This is a genomic window from Pseudoxanthomonas sp. (assembly GCF_051953815.1).
In the GTDB taxonomy this organism is placed as follows: domain Bacteria; phylum Pseudomonadota; class Gammaproteobacteria; order Xanthomonadales; family Xanthomonadaceae; genus Pseudoxanthomonas_A.
Genome location: NZ_JBQCIJ010000046.1, coordinates 165,913 through 182,600 on the forward strand (window position 1 = coordinate 165,913; position 16,688 = coordinate 182,600).

Annotated in this window: 12 protein-coding genes; 6 read left to right on the forward strand and 6 right to left on the reverse strand. The window is 69.1% G+C overall.

Annotated features, from left to right (window positions below; translation table 11 throughout):
* The first annotated feature begins 17 nt into the window (after positions 1 to 17).
* The 5 genes from ACTHN1_RS14625 to ACTHN1_RS14645 all read left to right on the forward strand — a co-directional run bounded on the left by ACTHN1_RS14625 (position 18) and on the right by ACTHN1_RS14645 (position 11,067).
* Positions 18 to 3,380, forward strand: a complete 3,363-nt coding sequence (locus ACTHN1_RS14625) for a hypothetical protein (protein ID WP_440471663.1) — start codon at positions 18 to 20, stop codon at positions 3,378 to 3,380.
* Positions 3,381 to 3,390: 10 nt separating this feature from the next.
* Positions 3,391 to 4,407, forward strand: a complete 1,017-nt coding sequence (locus ACTHN1_RS14630; protein WP_440471664.1) for an OmpA family protein — start codon at positions 3,391 to 3,393, stop codon at positions 4,405 to 4,407.
* Positions 4,408 to 4,470: 63 nt separating this feature from the next.
* Positions 4,471 to 5,862, forward strand: a complete 1,392-nt coding sequence (locus ACTHN1_RS14635) for a sensor histidine kinase (RefSeq protein WP_440471665.1) — start codon at positions 4,471 to 4,473, stop codon at positions 5,860 to 5,862.
* 344 nt (positions 5,863 to 6,206) lie between these two features.
* Positions 6,207 to 10,532, forward strand: coding sequence for a DEAD/DEAH box helicase (locus tag ACTHN1_RS14640; protein WP_440471666.1), 4,326 nt, complete (start codon positions 6,207 to 6,209; stop codon positions 10,530 to 10,532).
* 100 nt (positions 10,533 to 10,632) lie between these two features.
* Positions 10,633 to 11,067 carry a group III truncated hemoglobin gene (locus ACTHN1_RS14645; RefSeq protein WP_440471667.1) on the forward strand — a complete coding sequence of 145 codons (435 nt, stop codon included), beginning with the start codon at positions 10,633 to 10,635 and terminating at the stop codon, positions 11,065 to 11,067.
* A gap of 15 nt (positions 11,068 to 11,082) precedes the next feature.
* Here the strand turns inward: ACTHN1_RS14645 and ACTHN1_RS14650 are convergent, their stop codons facing one another.
* The 6 genes from ACTHN1_RS14650 to ACTHN1_RS14675 form a co-directional block, all read right to left on the reverse strand.
* Complete coding sequence (locus tag ACTHN1_RS14650) at positions 11,083 to 11,322, reverse strand: hypothetical protein (RefSeq protein WP_141452760.1); 240 nt, start codon at positions 11,320 to 11,322, stop codon at positions 11,083 to 11,085.
* A 92-nt stretch (positions 11,323 to 11,414) separates the two neighbouring features.
* On the reverse strand, positions 11,415 to 11,873 hold the full coding sequence (gene azu, locus ACTHN1_RS14655; RefSeq protein WP_440471668.1) for an azurin: 459 nt from the start codon (positions 11,871 to 11,873) through the stop codon (positions 11,415 to 11,417).
* Positions 11,874 to 11,911: 38 nt separating this feature from the next.
* A complete protein-coding gene (locus ACTHN1_RS14660) occupies positions 11,912 to 12,496 on the reverse strand; it encodes an SCO family protein (RefSeq protein WP_440471669.1) in 585 nt (194 codons plus the stop codon).
* Positions 12,493 to 13,254, reverse strand: coding sequence for a formylglycine-generating enzyme family protein (locus ACTHN1_RS14665; RefSeq protein WP_440471670.1), 762 nt, complete (start codon positions 13,252 to 13,254; stop codon positions 12,493 to 12,495). The genes ACTHN1_RS14660 and ACTHN1_RS14665 overlap by 4 nt, the downstream gene beginning before the upstream one ends.
* A gap of 23 nt (positions 13,255 to 13,277) precedes the next feature.
* Positions 13,278 to 14,336, reverse strand: coding sequence for a copper-containing nitrite reductase (nirK, locus tag ACTHN1_RS14670; protein ID WP_440471671.1), 1,059 nt, complete (start codon positions 14,334 to 14,336; stop codon positions 13,278 to 13,280).
* 76 nt (positions 14,337 to 14,412) lie between these two features.
* On the reverse strand, positions 14,413 to 14,574 hold the full coding sequence (locus tag ACTHN1_RS14675; protein WP_440471672.1) for a hypothetical protein: 162 nt from the start codon (positions 14,572 to 14,574) through the stop codon (positions 14,413 to 14,415).
* Between ACTHN1_RS14675 and ACTHN1_RS14680 the strand changes: the two genes are divergently transcribed.
* A complete protein-coding gene (locus ACTHN1_RS14680) occupies positions 14,573 to 16,660 on the forward strand; it encodes a TonB-dependent copper receptor (protein ID WP_440471673.1) in 2,088 nt (695 codons plus the stop codon). The genes ACTHN1_RS14675 and ACTHN1_RS14680 overlap by 2 nt on opposite strands.
* The last annotated feature ends 28 nt before the right edge of the window (positions 16,661 to 16,688 follow it).

Below are 16,688 nucleotides of genomic sequence, written 5' to 3' on the forward strand. Positions count from 1 at the left end.
GCCAGGCCAGGAATCCCATGCGTCCCGAACGTTTCTCCCGCAAACCGCTGAGCCTGGCGCTCGCGCTGGTGCTGTTGCCGGCGGTGTCGCTGGCGCAGAGCGTCTCCGGCGACCAGCGCTTCACCCCGGTGCTGGGGCAGGCGACGCCGCTGTTCCCGCAGTCGCCGCAGAGCCAGCAGGGCGCCTCGCAACCGCTGTTCGCCCAGCCGGGCAACGTCGACTACCGGGTCAACACCGGCGTGCAGCGGGTGGTGGTGGAAGTGGACCGCGACGGTGTGCCGGCCGACGGCCAGTCGCCGGTGCACGTGGTCGTGCAGCTGTATGGCGCCGACGGCAAGCCGCTGGCCGGCGAAGCCTTCGCCACCATCGAGAACTCCGGCGGGCGCATCAAGCTGGCGGATGGCCGCACCGACGAACTCGGCCCCGGTCGGCTGGACGCCGACAAGGTCACGCCCGGCGTGCAGTTGCCGGTGCGCGATGGCCGCGCCGAATTCGATCTGCTCGCGCCGCACGATCCGCAGGATGTCCTGCTGCGGGTGACCGCGGGCGGGGAGACCGCCGAAGGCGTGGTCGGGTTCGTGCCGGAAATGCGCGAGATGATCGCCACCGGCCTGATCGAGGGCGTGATCAACTTCCGCCGCAAGGGAGACAACCTGATCGACGGCAGCCAGCGCGGCGATGGTTTCGAGCGCGAAATCCGCCGCTGGGAAAAGCAGTTCAACAACGGCAAGGCCAACGGCGCCGCGCGCGCCGCGTTCTTCGTCAAGGGCCGGATCAAGGGCGAGTACCTGCTGACCGCCGCCTACGATTCGGACAAGGAAGTGCGCGCGCGCCTGCTCCGCGACATCCAGCCGGAGGAGTTCTATCCGGTCTATGGCGACGCCTCGCTGCGCGGCTTCGACGCGCGCTCGGCCGAACGCCTGTACGTGCGCGTGGACAAGGGCCGCAGCTACCTGCTGTACGGCGATTTCCAGACCGGCGACAACATCGCCACCCAGACCGGCGTGGACTTCGGCGCGCGCGCGTCCCAGCGCGTGCTGGGCACCTACAACCGCACCGCCACCGGCCTGGGCTGGCACTTCGAGAACGAGCGCGTGCGCGGCAACGTGTTCGCCATCGAGGACTCGCTGCGCCAGGTCATCGAGGAGCTGCCCAGCCAGGGCAGCGGCCCCTACGGCCTGCGCAACAACGCGGTGCTGGAAGGCAGCGAGCGGGTCGAGGTGGTGGTGCGCGATCGCAACCAGCCCTCGCGCATCGTCTCGGTGCGTCCGCTGGGCCGGCTGGTCGACTACAGCTTCGAGCCGTTCTCCGGCCGCATCCTGCTCAACAGCTTCCTGCCGTCCTTCGACGCGGACCTGAATCCGGTCTCGCTGCGCATCACCTACGAACTGGACCAGGGCACCGAGAAGTTCTGGGTGGTCGGCGGCGATGCGCAGCTGCGGCTGGGCGAGAACGGCGAGGTCGGCGGTTCCTACGTGGACGACCGCAATCCGTTCGCCAGCTTCGAGATGGGCAGCGCCAACATCGGCTACCGTTTCGGCGCCAACACCTGGCTGGTGGCCGAGGCCGCGCGCACCCGCAGCGAGGTCAACACCAACTCCATCAACCAGTACGGCACGCCCGCGTTGCAGGGACTGAGCGGACTGGTGGAAGGCAACGCCTGGCGGGTCGAGCTGGGGCACGCCGGCGAGAAGGCGGACCTGAAACTGTTCGCCGGCCAGTCGGATCCGGAGTTCAACAACCCGTCCTCGCCGCTGTACGGCGGACGCGGCGAGTACAGCCTGACCACGCGCTACCGCCTGAACGAGCGCTTCGAGCTGTATGCCGAAGGCCTGCGCAGCGAGGATCGCAATCCCGATGGCGGCGAGCGCAACGCCGGCAGCGTCGGCACGCGCATCAAGGCCACCGACAAGCTGACCCTGGACTTCGGTTATCGCGCGATCCGCGAGACCGTCGGCGCCTACTACACCTGGGCGACCAACAGCGGCTACGGCAACCTGGGCGGCCTGTCCGGCGGCTACGCCACCGGCGCCGGCGGCGGCGCGCTGGGCTACGGACAGCAACCGCTGGATCCGCTGACCGGCCTGCCGATCATCAACAGCGGCAATCCCAACGACGTCGCCAGCGGCCTGCCGGTCGGCACCGAGCTGTCCTCGGACATGCTGCGCTTCGGCGTGGGCTATCGCGCCAGCGACCGCCTGAGCCTGGGCGGCGAGGTGGAGCAGGACATCCGCGGCGAGGATCGCAACCGGGTCGCCTTCGGCCTGGACTACCAGCTGCGCGAACGCAGCCGCCTGTATGGCCGCTACGAGAAGCAGACCGGCATCAGCGGCGTCAACGGGCTGACCCAGGACGGCCGCGAGGCCGACACCGTGGCCGTCGGCGTGGACACCAGCTTCCTGCGCGATACCCAGCTGTTCTCGGAATACCGGTTGCGCGACGCCATCGCCGGCCGCGACATCCAGGCCGCGTCGGGCATGCGCAACCGCTGGGATCTGAGCGAAGGACTGCGGCTGGACACCTCGCTGGAGCACACCAACGTGATCTCCGGCAATGTCGGCGATTCCACCGGCGTGGGCATCGCCCTGGACTACAGCGCCAATCCGCTGTGGCGCGGCAACATCCGCCTGGAGCATCGCATCTCCGACGACGTGGCCGACACCCCGACCGACGAGGCCTACCACACCACGCTGCTGCAGTTCCTGGCCGCGCGCAAGCTCAATCGCGACTGGACCGTGCTGGCCCGCAACTACCTGTTGCGCACCGTGTACGCGTCGCGTGGCGACGTGCTGCAGGACCGCTTCCAGGTCGGCGTGGCCTATCGCGATACCGACACCAACCGGATCAACGCGCTGGCGCGCTACGAGTACAAGCTGGAGAAGGACGAGAGCGGCATGGACGGCACCGGTTTCGGTTCCGATACCGGCCAGGACATCCGCACCAGCGCGCACATCGTGTCCGCGCACGCCGACTGGCATCCGTCGCGGCCGTGGTGGCTGACCGGACGGGTGGCGGCGAAGTGGCAGAAGGACAGCTTCTTCTACGCCGACACCGGGCGGGTCAACGATGACTTCCACGCGGTGCTGCTGTCCGGACGGGTGGTCTACGACATCACCGAGAACTGGGACATCGGCGTGCTGGCCTCGACTTTCCGCGGCCAGTACGGCGCCAACCAGTACGCGTTCGGTGTCGAAGTCGGGCGCCTGCTGCGGCAGAACCTGTGGCTGTCGGTGGGCTACAACGCCACGGGCTTCCGCGGCGACGAGGATCTGACCGGTTACGAGTACACCCAGCAGGGCGCGTTCATCCGCCTGCGATTCAAGTTCGACGAAGACCTCTTCCGCAGGGAAGACGCCCGCTACCGCGATCCGGTGCGCTGAGGAACCCCATATGACCATCACCAAGTCCACACTCATCACCGCCGCCGTGCTGGCAGCCCTGGCCGGCTCGGCCGGCGCGCAGCAGACCCGGCTGACCCCGGAGCGCGATCGCATCACCGACGAGGCCATCCATGCCGATCTGTCCGGCTACGAGGCGACGCAGCTGCGCATCAAGGCGTTGAACGACGCCGGCCGGCCGGTACGCGACTACCACCTGTCCAAGGCCCAATGCTGGCTGGACGTGTCCTTCCACGAATACACGCGCAACGATCGCAGCGCCTTTCCGCAGGAAGCGCTGACCGAATCGGAGAAGCTGATCGTCGGCATGGAGCAGGGCGTTTCGCCGCTGCCCACCGACACGCCGCTGGTCAACGGCGCGGCGCGGCTGCGCGAGGACCTGTGGAAGCGTCTGGGCGCGATCCACGGCACGCCCGGTTTCACCTGCGCGCAGCAGGCGGTGGCCTGCGGCGAGGTGGAACTGGTCCACGCCGGCAACGAGTTCAACCAGCAGCAGTGGCGCCACGCCAAGCCCTACATCCAGATCGCCGAGGACATGGTCAGCGACGCCGAAGCGCTGTCCCGGCAGTGCGGCGTGGTGGCCGGTGAACCGGCGCGCGACGCGGTGCTGACCGCCAACGTGCTGTTCGAGTTCGATCGCGACGGCCGCCGCGACATCCGCGCCTATTCCCTGCAAAGCCTGGAACGCGCACTGGCGCGGCTGCGCGAGGAGGGCCTGAGCCTGCAATCGGTGGAACTGGTCGGTCATGCGGATCGCCTGCAGGGCCGCGGCTACGACTACAACCAGGGGCTGTCGGAACGGCGCGCCCGCACCGTGCAGGCGTGGCTGGTCGAGCACGGCGTGCCCGCCGACGCCATCCGCTACAGCTATCGCGGCGATACCGAGCAGGTGCAGGCCTGCGACGGGGTCAAGCCGCGCGAAGCCTTGCGCGAATGCCTGATCCCGAACCGCCGGGTGGAGGTGAAGCTGCATGCCGGCGCCGGACCGGAGCCCGCCTCCGGCCTATAATCCGGCCACACCGCGGGGCGATGTCAGGGGGCGTCGCCGTGGCGGGAAATCACGAGGATCACCATGCCCGACACGCCATCGGCAGCCAGCCCCCCGTTGCTGGGCCGCATTCCCCTGCTGGGCCCGCTGCTCCGGCGGCCCCTGCGATGGCTGCGCGAGGTGCCGATCGCCGATCCGGTGGCGCGCCGCAACGCGCCGATGATCCAGGTGATCTCGCTGCTGCTGGCGGTACTGCCGCCGGTCGCCTGGATCTTCCGCGCCTCGATCGACATTCCCTGGCGACCCGGCGAGATCACCAGCATGGTGTTCAGCCTGACGGTCAGCGCCGCCGCCGGGGTCAGCTTCTGGCTGGTGCGGCGCGGCGCCTTCTTCGGCGCTTCCTACCTGCTGCTGGGAGTGTTCGCGGTCACCGTGGTGCCGTCCTACCTGTCCACCGGTTTTGCCGCGCAGGTGTACGAACAACCGATCCTGGTGCTGTGGATGGCCATCGCCGGCCTGATCGTGGGCCGGCGCGCCCTGTGGATCATGTTCGGCTGCATCGCCATCGCGTTCTGCGGCGGCATGTGGGTGGACATCGGCCGGCAGGGCGACGCGCACGCGCTGCTGGTCGATCTGGCTTCGCGCACGGCGATGTTCCTGATGATCGCGGTGGTGCTGGACCGCAGTTCCGCCGCGCTGCGCGAAAGCCTGCGCGACGCCAACGCGCGCGGCGACGCGCTGGTGGAGAGCAACCGGCGGCTGGAACAGGAAAGCCGCGAGCGCGAGCGCGCGCAGGAACAGTTGATTCATGCGCAGAAAGTCGAAGCGGTCGGCCGCCTGGCCAGCGGCGTGGCGCACGATTTCGGCAACCTGCTGACCCTGATCCTGGGCTATGCCGGGCGCGGCCGGCGCACGGAGGATCCCGGGGAACTCAAACAGGCGCTGTCGGGCGTGGAATCGGCGGCGCGCCGCGCCACCCTGGTGACCCACAAGCTGCTGACCTTCAGTCGCCAGGACAGCACCGCGCCGGAGACCTTCGACGCCGGCCAGGCGTTGCGCGAACTGCAACCGATGCTGCGACAACTGTTCAATCCACAGGTCGACGTGCGCCTGTCGCTGCGCGAGGCGCTGCCGCCGATCCGGCTGGATCGGACCCAGTTCGAACTGATGACGCTCAACATCGCCGCCAACGCCAATCATGCGATGCCCGAGGGCGGCCGTTTCGAGCTGGACGCGGAAACCGCCGGACCGGATCGCATCGCGATCGTGTTCCGCGACTCCGGCACCGGCATGGGCCCGGAAGTGCGGGCGCGCGTGTTCGATCCCTTCTTCACCACCAAACCGGCGGGCGAGGGCACCGGCCTCGGCCTGTCGGTGGTGCGCGACCTGGTGCAGCGCGCGGGCGGCAGCGTCGGCGTGGACAGCGCGATCGGCGAAGGCACGGTGATCCGGATCGAACTGCCGGCGGCGGACTGAACAACAAGACGCCAGGCCGCTCGCCAGTTCCTTCCCCCCTGCGGTAGCTGCCGTTCCAGCACGCGGAATTGCATGTACCTTCCCCCGCAAGGCGGGGGAAGGTGGCGCGCCAGCGCCGGATGGGGGCGCTCTTCGCAGGCCCCCTTGCCCCCATCCGCCTTCGGCACCTTCCCCCGCTCCGAGGGGGGAAGGAACATGCGAACTGGCCGGCTTTTCCGAATGGATGAACCGAAACATCGGACGGCATCCATTCACCCCGCGCGCTTGGATCCCCTTGCGAACGGCACCACCTCAGCCTCCGGTTTTCACCGTTTTCCGGGAAATTTCCCGGTATCGTCGCCGCCATGCCGCTGGACTCCTTCCATCCCGCCGTCGCCCGCTGGTTCGGGCGCGCGTTCCCGGGCCCCACGCCGGCCCAGCGCGCCGCGTGGCCGGCGATCCAGTCCGGCCGCCACACCCTGGTGGCGGCCCCGACCGGTTCGGGCAAGACCCTGACCGCGTTCCTGGCCGCGCTGGATGAGCTGGTGCGGCGCGGGCTGGAAACCGGCGGCCTGCCGGATGAAACCGCGGTGGTCTACGTCTCGCCGCTGAAGGCGCTGTCCAACGACATCCACCTGAACCTGGAGGCCCCGCTGGCCGGCATCCGCGCGGAACTGGCGGAGATGGGCCTGCCCGACGTGGACATCCGCACCGCCGTGCGCACCGGCGACACCCCGGCCGGCGAGCGCCAGAAGGTCTTCCGCACGCCGCCGCACGTGCTGGTCACCACGCCCGAATCGCTGTACGTGCTGCTGGGCTCGGCTTCGGGCCGGGCGATGCTGTCCACCGTGCGCACCGTGATCGTCGATGAAATCCACGCGGTGGCCGCCAGCAAGCGTGGCAGCCACCTGGCCCTGTCGCTGGAACGATTGCAGGCGCTGTGCGCGCAGCCGCCGGTGCGGGTCGGCCTGTCGGCCACCCAGAAACCGGTCGAGGCGGTCGCGCGTTTCCTGGTGGGCGCGGGCGAGGGACCGGAACCGCCCGCCTGCGAGATCGTCGACATCGGCTACGGCAAGCAGCGCGATCTGGCGCTGGAACTGCCGCCGACGCCCTTGGGCGCGGTGATGTCCAACGATCAGTGGGAACAGGTCTACGACCGGGTCGCGGCGCTGGTGCGCGAGCATCGCACCACGCTGGTGTTCGTCAACACGCGCCGCATGGCCGAACGCGCCGCGCGTCATCTGGGCGAGCGCCTGGGCAAGCAGGGCGTGGCCGCGCACCACGGCAGCCTGGCGCGGGAAGCGCGGCTGGACGCCGAGCAGCGGCTCAAGCGCGGCGATCTGCAGGTGCTGGTGGCGACCGCCTCATTGGAACTGGGCCTGGACATCGGCGACGTCGATCTGGTGTGCCAGTTGGGCTCGCCACGATCCATCGCGACCTTCCTGCAACGCGCGGGCCGGTCCGGCCATGCGGTCGGCGGCGTGCCGAAGGCGCGCCTGTTCCCGCAGTCGCGCGACGAACTGATCGAATGCGCCGCGTTGCTGGATTGCGTCCGCCGCGGCGAACTGGACGCGCTGCGCATCCCGGTGGCGCCGCTGGATGTGCTGGCCCAGCAACTGGTGGCCGAGACCGCCAGCCGCGAATGGGACGAGGACGCGCTGTATGCGCTGGTCCGGCGCGCGGCGCCGTACGCGTCGTTGTCGCGCGAGGACTACGCGGCGGTGGTGCGCATGCTCGCCGACGGCTTCAGCACCCGTCGTGGCCCGCGCGCCGGTTACCTGCATCGCGACGCCGTGCATCGGCGCCTGCGCGAGCGCAAGGGCGCGCGGATGACCGCGCTGATGTCCGGCGGCACCATTCCGGACACCGGCGACTACGCGGTGATCCTGGAGCCCGAGGCGCACACCATCGGCACGGTCAACGAGGACTTCGCGGTCGAGAGCCTGTCCGGCGACGTGTTCCAGCTGGGCAACGCCAGCTATCGCATCCTGCGGGTGGAACCGGGGCGGGTGCGGGTGGAGGACGCGCGCGGCGCGCCGCCCAACATTCCGTTCTGGCTGGGCGAGGCGCCGGGCCGCAGCGACGAACTGTCCTCGGGCGTGGCGCGCCTGCGCGAGGAGGTGGCGCGGGCGCTGGCCGAAGGCGGCGAGGCGGCAGGCCTGCGCCTGCTGGTCGCGGAGATGGGATTCGACGAGGAGGCCGCGCGCCAGATCGTCGATTACCTGGGCAAGGCCGTGGCCGCGCTGGGCGAATTGCCGACCCAGTCGCGCATCGTGATGGAACGGTTCTTCGACGAATCCGGCGGCACCCAGCTGATCATCCATTCGCCGTTCGGCAGCCGCCTCAACCGCGCCTGGGGCCTGGCCCTGCGCAAGCGCTTCTGCCGCCAGTTCAACTTCGAGCTGCAGGCGGCGGCGACCGAGGACGCGATCATCCTGTCGCTGTCCACTAGCCACAGCTTTCCGCTGATCGAGGTGTCGCGCTACCTGCACTCGTCCTCGGCGCTGGACGTGCTGGTGCAGGCGCTGCTGGACGCGCCGCTGTTCGGCGTGCGCTGGCGCTGGAACGCCACCACCGCGCTGGCGCTGCCGCGCTTCGTCGGCGGCCGCAAGGTGCCGCCACAATTGCAGCGGATGAAGTCCGAGGATCTGCTGGCGACGGTGTTTCCGGATCAGGTCGCCTGCCTGGAGAACATCGTCGGCGAGCGCGAGATTCCGGATCATCCGCTGGTCGCGCAGACCCTGGACGATTGCCTGCACGAAGCCATGGACGCCGAAGGCTGGCTGGATCTGCTGCGGCGGCTGGAAGCAGGCGGGATCGAAGTCGTCGCGCGGGATCTGCCGCTGCCGTCGCCGCTGGCCGCGGAGGTGCTCAACGCGCGTCCGTACGCCTTCCTCGACGACGCGCCGCTGGAGGAACGCCGCACCCAGGCGGTGCAGAGCCGGCTGTATCGCGAAGCCGAATCCGCCGACGATCTCGGCAAGCTGGATCCCGCCGCGATCCAGGCCGTGCGCGAGGAAGCCTGGCCGCAGCCGCGCAATCCGGACGAGATGCACGAGGCGTTGACCGGCGTGGGCGTGGTGACCGCCGCCGAAGCGATGGAAAATCCCGGTTGGCAGGCATGGTTGCAGGCGCTGGCGGCGGACGGACGCGCCACCCGCCTCCAGGCGGGCGATGCCGGCCTGTGGCTGGCGACCGAACAGTTGCCGATGCTGCGTGCGCTGTTTCCGCAGGCGCCGATCGCGCCGGTGGTCGAGCCGCCGGAGGAATACGCCCAGGCGGAGTGGCCGCGCGAGAGCGCGATGCGGGAACTGCTGCGCGCCCGCTTGACCGCGTCGGGGCCGGTGCCCGCGTCCGTGCTCGCGCATTCGCTGGCGTTGCCGGCGGCGGACGTGGATCCGGCCCTGCTGGCGCTGCAGAGCGAAGGCTATGTCATGCAGGGCCGCTTCACGCCCGGCGCGACGGAAGAAGAATGGTGCGAGCGCCATCTGCTGGCGCGCATCCACCGCTACACGCTCAAGCAGTTGCGGCGCGAGATCGAACCGGTCGAACCGCGCGACTTCCAGCGCTTCCTGTTCGATTGGCAACATCTGAGCGAGGCCGAGCGGGTCAGTGGTCCGGAGGCGCTCGCCGGCGTGCTGGGGCAACTGGAAGGATTCGAGGCGCCCGCCGCCAGCTGGGAAGCCGATCTGCTGCCGGCGCGCGTGCGCGGCTACGCCATCCATTGGCTGGACGATCTGTGCACCGCCGGCCGCACCCTGTGGACGCGCCTGCGGCCGCCCGCCGGCGAGGGCGGTGGCCGTGGCAACGTGTCGCTGCGCGCCACCCCGATCCTGCTGCTGCCGCGCCGGCAGGCGCCGCTGTGGTCGCGCCTGGCGCCGGCGCCGGTGGATGACGAGGATCTCGGTTCGCGCGCGCGCCGTGTGGTGGATCATCTGGGCGCGCACGGCGCTTCGTTCTTCGATGAAATCGGCGACGGCGCGCATCTGCTGCGCACGGAACTGGAGGATGCGCTGGCCGAACTGGTCGTGCGGGGGCGCGTCCACTGCGACAGCTTTGGCGGCCTGCGCGCGTTGCTGGTGCCGGCGTCCAAGCGCGACGGCGGATCCCGCCATCGCCGGCGCAAGCCGATGTTCGGCATCCAGGACGCCGGCCGCTGGGCGCTGATCCGGGCCGGCGCGCCCGCCGGCAGCGGCAGCGCGCAGGCCGAAGCGGTGGAGCACGTGGCGCGGACGCTGCTGCGCCGATACGGCGTTGTCTGCTGGCGATTGCTGGAACGCGAAGCCGCGTGGTTGCCGCCGTGGCGGGAACTGGCGCGCGTCTACCAGCGCCTGGAAGCGCGCGGGGAGATCCGGGGCGGGCGTTTCATCAGCGGAATTCCAGGCGAACAGTTCGCCCTGCCGGAAGCGGTCGCGGCCTTGCGGCAGGTCCGGCGCCGGCCCGCCGACGGCAAATGGGTGGCGATTGCCGCCACCGATCCGGCCAACCTGCTGGGCACGCTGCTGCCGGGCGAGAAAGTGGCGCGCGTGCCGGGCTCGCGCGTGCTCTATCGCGATGGCCTGGCGATCGCGGTGCTGATCGGCGGCGAGGTGAAGTTCCTGGAAACGCTGCCTTTGCCCGAAGCGCAGGACGCCGACCGCGTCCTGCAGCGACCCGGCCATGTCGAGTTCGAGCCGCCGGCGATCGCCTGAGCCTCCACGTTCGCCGAACCCGGTTCGATTGATCCGGATCATGGGGCGGGACGCCGCGATGCCTTACGGTGCCGGACGATCCCCGAACAGGAAGCTTTTGATGCGTTTTCCTTCCCCCGAGGACGCCGGCGGCGCGGGGCCGTGGCTGTGCAGCGAAGCCGAGGTGACCAGGCTGGTGGAGACGTTCTACGCGCGCGTGCGCCAGGACGATCTGCTGGCGCCGATCTTCGATGCCCGCGTCAAGGACTGGGCCGCGCACCAGTCGCTGCTGGTGGCGTTCTGGTCCGCGTTGCTGCGGGGGACGCGACGCTTCCACGGCGCTCCGGTCAGCCGCCACCTGGAATTGCCGGGCCTGACCGAACAGGCGTTCCTGCGCTGGCTCGATCTGTTCCGCCGGACCACCGCAGAATGCGGCAACGAAGCGATGCGCCGCGAAGCCGACGACGCCGCGCTGCGCATGGCCAATCATTTCTGGCAGCGGTATCAGTTGCGGGGGATCTCTCCCGGGGAGCCCGCTCCGCTTCCGGATAGGTAAGCGGAAGCGAAGCCATCAGCCGCTGCAACCGCCGCAGCACACCGAGGGAATGCGTTCGATCTGGGTCAGTCGCACCGGATGTCCGGCCTGTTCCATGATGAAGACAAGTTCGATGTCCATCACCACGGTGGAGATGCGCAGCTTGCCGGCCTTGGCGTCCAGGTCGACCAGGCCTGCGGGATCGAATTCCTGCAGTACCCGTTCGATGGTGATCGGATCCACGGACGGGCCGGGCAGGGGGATGTGGTATTCCATGGGGCGGCACCAGTGTCAGGGGTGGGAGGAAAGAACGGCGATGAAAGCAGGAGCGCCGGCAAACCGGCCCCGGCGCCCCTGTCCCCGGTGGGTTACTTCGTCACCACCAGCTTGCCCTTCATCAAGGTGGAGTGGCCGGGGAAGCTGCAGAAGAAGTTGTAGTCGCCGCCGGCGGTCAGCTTCTTGCCGGGCAGGGTGATCCGGGTTTTCTGGCCGCCGCCGATCAGGGCGGTGGAGGCGATCACGCGGGCGTCGCCCTTGGGCACGTAGTGGTTGGTCACGCCGGCCTTGATGGCGTCACGGGCGATGCCGTCCATGTCCTTGGCGGCGGCGATGACCACGTTGTGGCCCATCGCGGCGGCCGGCATCTTGCCGGTGTGGGCCAGTTCGATGGTGATGGTGGCGCAGCTGGCGGAGACGGTCGCCGTCTTGAGGTCGAACTTCATCGCGTCGTCGCCCTTCAGGCTGACGGTGCAGTTGTTGGCGGCCTGGGCCATGCCGGCGGCGGCCAGCAGGCCGAGGGCGAGCAGGGAAGCGGAAACGATTTTCATGGAGAACTCCTGTGTGGTTGCGGGGTGTGAGTGAAGGGTCAAGGGGCGGGAGAAGCAGCCAGGGCGGTGTGGACGGCGGCGATGAAGGCCGGGTCCGGCATCGCGCTGGCGACCTCGGAACGGGCGAGCACGCGGCCTTCCGCGTCGACCAGCACCAGCACGCTGGTGTGGTTGATGCTGCCGTCCTCGCGGGGGCGGTAGCGCACGTCGAGCACGCTGGCGATCGCGCGGGCGTCGTTGGCGCCGGGCTGCAGGAATCGCCACTGCGCCGGCACCCGGTGCCGTTGCGCGGTCTCGCGCAGGGCCTGCGGCGTGTCGCGGGCGGGATCCAGGCTGATCATCACCATCTCCAGGCGCGCACGCTCGGCGGGTGTCAACTGCTTCTGGACCGCCTTGCCGTTCTCGATGATGAGCGGGCACATCAGGTGGCAGTTCGTATAGAACATCGACATGACGCGCGGGCGGCCGCGCAGATCACGCCACTGGCCCGCGTTGCCGTCCTGGTCGGTGACCTTCGCGTCGAGCTGGTAGAGGGAATCTCCCGGCAACGCCTGCGCGGCGGCCGGGGCGCCGGGCTGGAACAGCGCCAGCCCGAGCAGGAGGAAAGAGAGGGGCATCTTCATGGCTGGCTCCTTGCGCAGCGGAATCCGAGATTGCCGAGGGTGTTGGCGGGTTGCAGCGCCGACAGCAGGGCGAAGCGTTTCATCACCCCATAGTGCTGGCGGTCGTTGAAGGCCAGTGCGGTCGCGCCGCAGTACTTGAGCTTGTCGCCGTCGTCGGCGCCGCGCTTGTCGCTGTCGCCCATCAGGGTGGCGAAGTCGTCCACCCACTCCCAGGCCACGCCGTGCAGGCCTTGGATGCCGTAGGCGTTGGGCGGCGCGTCGCCGGCATCGATCGCGCGGGCCGTGGCGTCGTTGAGCAACCGCGCCTGCCAGCCCTGATCGCCACGGGCATCGCGGCGATGAGTGTCGGCGGCGGCCGCGTATTCCCATTCCAGGAAGGTCGGCAGGCGCGCGTCCTGGGCGCGACAGTAGGCGTCGGCGGCGTACCAGCTGATCTGGACCACCGGCGCGTCCGCATCGGCCGCCGCGCCCGGGCCCGCGGCCTCTGCCCAGTGGCCGAGATAACCGGGGCCGGCGAACAGCGCCGGTACCTGGTCCCTTCGCCATTGCGGATGCCGCGCGACGAAGCGGGCGAAGTCGGCGTTGCTGACCGCGCGTTCCATCAGGGCGAAGGCGGCGACGGCTCGCGCGTCGCCGCTTTCCTCGTAGCGGATGGCCGAGCGGAAACTCCCGCCCGGCACGTCCACGTAGCCGGGACCACCCGCCATCGCCGGTACGGCGAGGCAGGCAAGCAACAAGGCGGGCAGTCTCCGGTACATGGACGTCCTTACTGAGGCTTCGCTCACTTGCCCGCGGGTTGGCCCTGCGGGTACTCCTTGCTGGACTGCTGGCCGGTGTAGATGTCGTGCTTGGCTTCACCATCCACCTTCAGGATGCCCAGCGACCCCTTGTGGAAGGTGCGGAAGATGCTGTGGTCGACCAGCACGAAGTTGCCCGGCACGTCGGCCTTGAACTCGACGATGGTCGCGCCACCCGCCGGCACCAGCGTGGTCTGCACGTTCTCCTGGTACTTGCTGCCGCCCTCCGTGTAGACCTTGTCGAAGATCTCGCCGATGACGTGGAAGCTGGACACCAGGTTGGGGCCGCCGTTGCCGACGAACATGCGGATGGTTTCACCCGCCTTGGCCTGCAGCGCGTTGTCGCCGGTCAGCGAACCCTCGGCGCCGTTGAACACCACGTAGGTCGGGTGCTCGTCGATGGCCTTTTCCAGACTGAAGGGCTGCAGGCCGGGTTCGCCGTACTTGCCTTCGGTGTAGAAGTCGCCCTGCATCACGTAGAACTCCTTGTCCACCTTCGGCAGGCCCTCCGGCGGCTCGACCAGGATCAGGCCGTACATGCCGTTGGCGATATGCATGCCGACCGGTGGCATCGCGCAGTGGTAGACGTACAGGCCGGGATTGAGCGCCTTGAAGGTGAACTGGGTTTCGTGCCCGGGAAGAGTGAACGTGGCCTCGGCGCCGCCGCCCGTGCCGGTGACGGCGTGCAGGTCGATGTTGTGCGGCATGTGCGAGCTGTGGTGGTTCTTCAGGTGGAATTCCACCGTGTCGCCCTGGCGCACGCGGATGAAGCTGCCCGGGACCGAACCGCCGAAGGTCCAGAAGTTGTAGGTCACGCCGTCGGAGATCTTCATCTCCTTCTCGACCACTTCCAGATCCACGATGACCTTGGCCGGCGCGCTGCGCGTGATCGGCGGCGGCACCATCGGCGGCGCGGTCAGGAGCGCCTTGATCGGCTCGCCCTGGGGGGCGCCGTTGTCGGCCGCGAAGGCGTTGCCGGCGAGGGTGGCGCCCATCGCGCAGGCGAGGGCGTAATAAAGCAGGGAGTTGCTCTTGCGCTTCATGGCGCGTTCCTTGTCATGGCCTTTGGCCGATGGGAGAACGTTAGTTGTCCCACCTTCGTGGTCGCCTTGATTTGCATCAATCGATGCCCTCGATTCGGCGAAAAACACCGGCAACTTCATCCGGCTTGACATGGATCAAGTTCGCTTTCGACGAACCCGTCCCTGCGACAACCTGACGCATCCCAACGTTGGAGCGGCTCCAGACAATGGCGTCGACCAATACGGAGAGTCGTGTCATGCGTAGAGATTGTCTTGCCGTCGCCCTGTCCCTCGCGCTCGCACCGGCGTCGCTGGTGTTGGCCGCCGAGGCGCCGCCCAACGATGTCGGCCAGCATGTGCATGGCGCGGGACCCGTCGCGCCGACCGAGCTCGATGGCGTGGTGGTGGTGGGCGTGGCACCGGTATTGGCGACGACCTTCGTCACCGATCCGAAACTGCCGCGCCAGCCGGTGCCGGCCAGCGATGGCGCGGACTACCTGAAGACGATTCCCGGATTCGCCACCCTGCGCAGCGGTGGCACCAACGGCGATCCGGTGCTGCGCGGCATGTTCGGATCACGCCTGAACCTGATGACCAACGATGGCGCGCTGAGCGGCGCGTGCCCCTCGCGCATGGACAACGCCATGTCCTACATCGCGCCGGAAACCTATGACCGCCTGATCGTCATCAAGGGGCCGCAGACGGTGCTATGGGGTGGCGGCGCGTCGGCGGGCACGGTGCGCTTCGAGCGCGAGATTCCGTACTTCGATCGCGCCGGCGTGCGCGTCAATGCCAGCGCGCTGGCCGGCAGCCGCAACCGCAACGATCAGGTGGTGGACGCCACCGCCGGCAACGCCACCGGCTATCTCCGGCTGGGCGGAAACCGATCGGAGGCCGACGACTACCAGGATGGCAACGGCGACGAAGTGCCGTCCGCGTGGCGCAAGTGGAACACCGATGTCGCGCTGGGCTGGACGCCGGACGAGGACACCGTGCTGGAGTTGAGCGCCGGTACCGGCGATGCGCAGGCCCGCTATGCCGGCCGCGGCATGGACGGTTCGCGCTTCCGCCGCGACAGCCTGGGCCTGCGTTTCGAGAAGAGCGACATCGGTGGCCTGCTGGACGCGGTCAAGGCCAACCTCTACCTCAACGACGTCGACCACGTGATGGACAATTACACGCTGCGGCGTCCGGATCCGGCCAGCAGCATGCCCATGCCGATGGCCAGCAACGTCGGCCACCGCACCTGGGGTGGCCGGGTCGCGGCGACCTGGCAGCGCGACGACTGGGAAATCACCGCCGGCGTGGATCTGCGCGACAGCCGCCATCGCCAGCGCAGCGGCATGGGCCGCGGTACCTATCAGCAGCAACCGTGGACAGTGGATGCGCGCTTCCGCACCTTCGGCGCCTTCGCCGAATCGCATTGGCATCTGACCGACAAGCACCATGTGATGAGCGGCCTGCGTGTGGATCGCGCGCGGGTGGAGGACCTGCGTCGCAGCACCGGCGGCATGATGCCGATGCCCAATCCCACCGCCGGGCAGGCGCGCAGCGAAAGCCTGCCCAGTGCCTTCGTGCGCTACGAGTACGACATGTCCGGCAAGCTGGGCGCATACGCCGGCATCGGCCACACCCGGCGCATGCCCGACTATTGGGAACTGTTCTCGCCCAGGCGCGGTCCGGCCGGTTCGGTCAACGCCTTCGCCGGCATCCAGCCCGAGCGCACCACCCAACTGGATCTGGGCCTGCAATACCGCGGCGAGCGTTTCGATGCGTGGGTGTCGGTCTACGCTGGCCGCATGCAGGACTACATCCTGTTCGATTACCTGCCCGGGATGATGGGGATGGGCGCGACCACCCGCGCGCGCAATATCGACGCCGACATCCGCGGTGGCGAGGCCGGGGTGGAATGGCGTCCCGGCGCGGGCTGGAAGCTCGGCGGCTCGCTGGCCTATGCCTGGGGCGAGGATCGCGCCAGCGGCACGCCGTTGCCGCAGATGACGCCGCTGGAAGCGCGGCTGTCGGCCGGTCGCGAGCACGAACGCTGGTCGTGGGGCGCGCTGTTGCGCCTGGTCGATTCCCAGCACCGGGTCAGCACGGGCCAGGGCAACGTGGTCGGCCGCGATCTCGGCCCCAGCGCGGGCTTCGCGGTGTTCTCGATCAACGGCGGCTATCGCTTCAGCGACCACCTGCAGCTGACCGCCGGCATCGACAACCTGTTCGACCGCGCCTACAGCGAACACCTGAATCTCGGCGGCAACAGCGCCTTCGGCTATCCGGCCGATCCGGTCCGGATCAACGAGCCCGGCCGCACCGCCTGGCTGAAGCTCAATTTCACCTACTGAGCGTGGCCATGGCCACGCACGAAAACCA

Bases quoted from the DNA above. Each gene is read 5' to 3' on its own strand.
- ACTHN1_RS14625 (WP_440471663.1), top strand. From the start codon at position 18: ATGCGTCCCGAACGTTTCTCCCGCAAACCGCTGAGCCTGGCGCTCGCG.
- ACTHN1_RS14630 (WP_440471664.1), top strand. From the start codon at position 3,391: ATGACCATCACCAAGTCCACACTCATCACCGCCGCCGTGCTGGCAGCC.
- ACTHN1_RS14635 (WP_440471665.1), top strand. From the start codon at position 4,471: ATGCCCGACACGCCATCGGCAGCCAGCCCCCCGTTGCTGGGCCGCATT.
- ACTHN1_RS14640 (WP_440471666.1), top strand. From the start codon at position 6,207: ATGCCGCTGGACTCCTTCCATCCCGCCGTCGCCCGCTGGTTCGGGCGC.
- ACTHN1_RS14645 (WP_440471667.1), top strand. From the start codon at position 10,633: ATGCGTTTTCCTTCCCCCGAGGACGCCGGCGGCGCGGGGCCGTGGCTG.
- ACTHN1_RS14650 (WP_141452760.1), bottom strand. From the start codon at position 11,322: ATGGAATACCACATCCCCCTGCCCGGCCCGTCCGTGGATCCGATCACC.
- azu (WP_440471668.1), bottom strand. From the start codon at position 11,873: ATGAAAATCGTTTCCGCTTCCCTGCTCGCCCTCGGCCTGCTGGCCGCC.
- ACTHN1_RS14660 (WP_440471669.1), bottom strand. From the start codon at position 12,496: ATGAAGATGCCCCTCTCTTTCCTCCTGCTCGGGCTGGCGCTGTTCCAG.
- ACTHN1_RS14665 (WP_440471670.1), bottom strand. From the start codon at position 13,254: ATGTACCGGAGACTGCCCGCCTTGTTGCTTGCCTGCCTCGCCGTACCG.
- nirK (WP_440471671.1), bottom strand. From the start codon at position 14,336: ATGAAGCGCAAGAGCAACTCCCTGCTTTATTACGCCCTCGCCTGCGCG.
- ACTHN1_RS14680 (WP_440471673.1), top strand. From the start codon at position 14,573: ATGCGTAGAGATTGTCTTGCCGTCGCCCTGTCCCTCGCGCTCGCACCG.
- ACTHN1_RS14675 (WP_440471672.1), bottom strand. From the start codon at position 14,574: ATGACACGACTCTCCGTATTGGTCGACGCCATTGTCTGGAGCCGCTCC.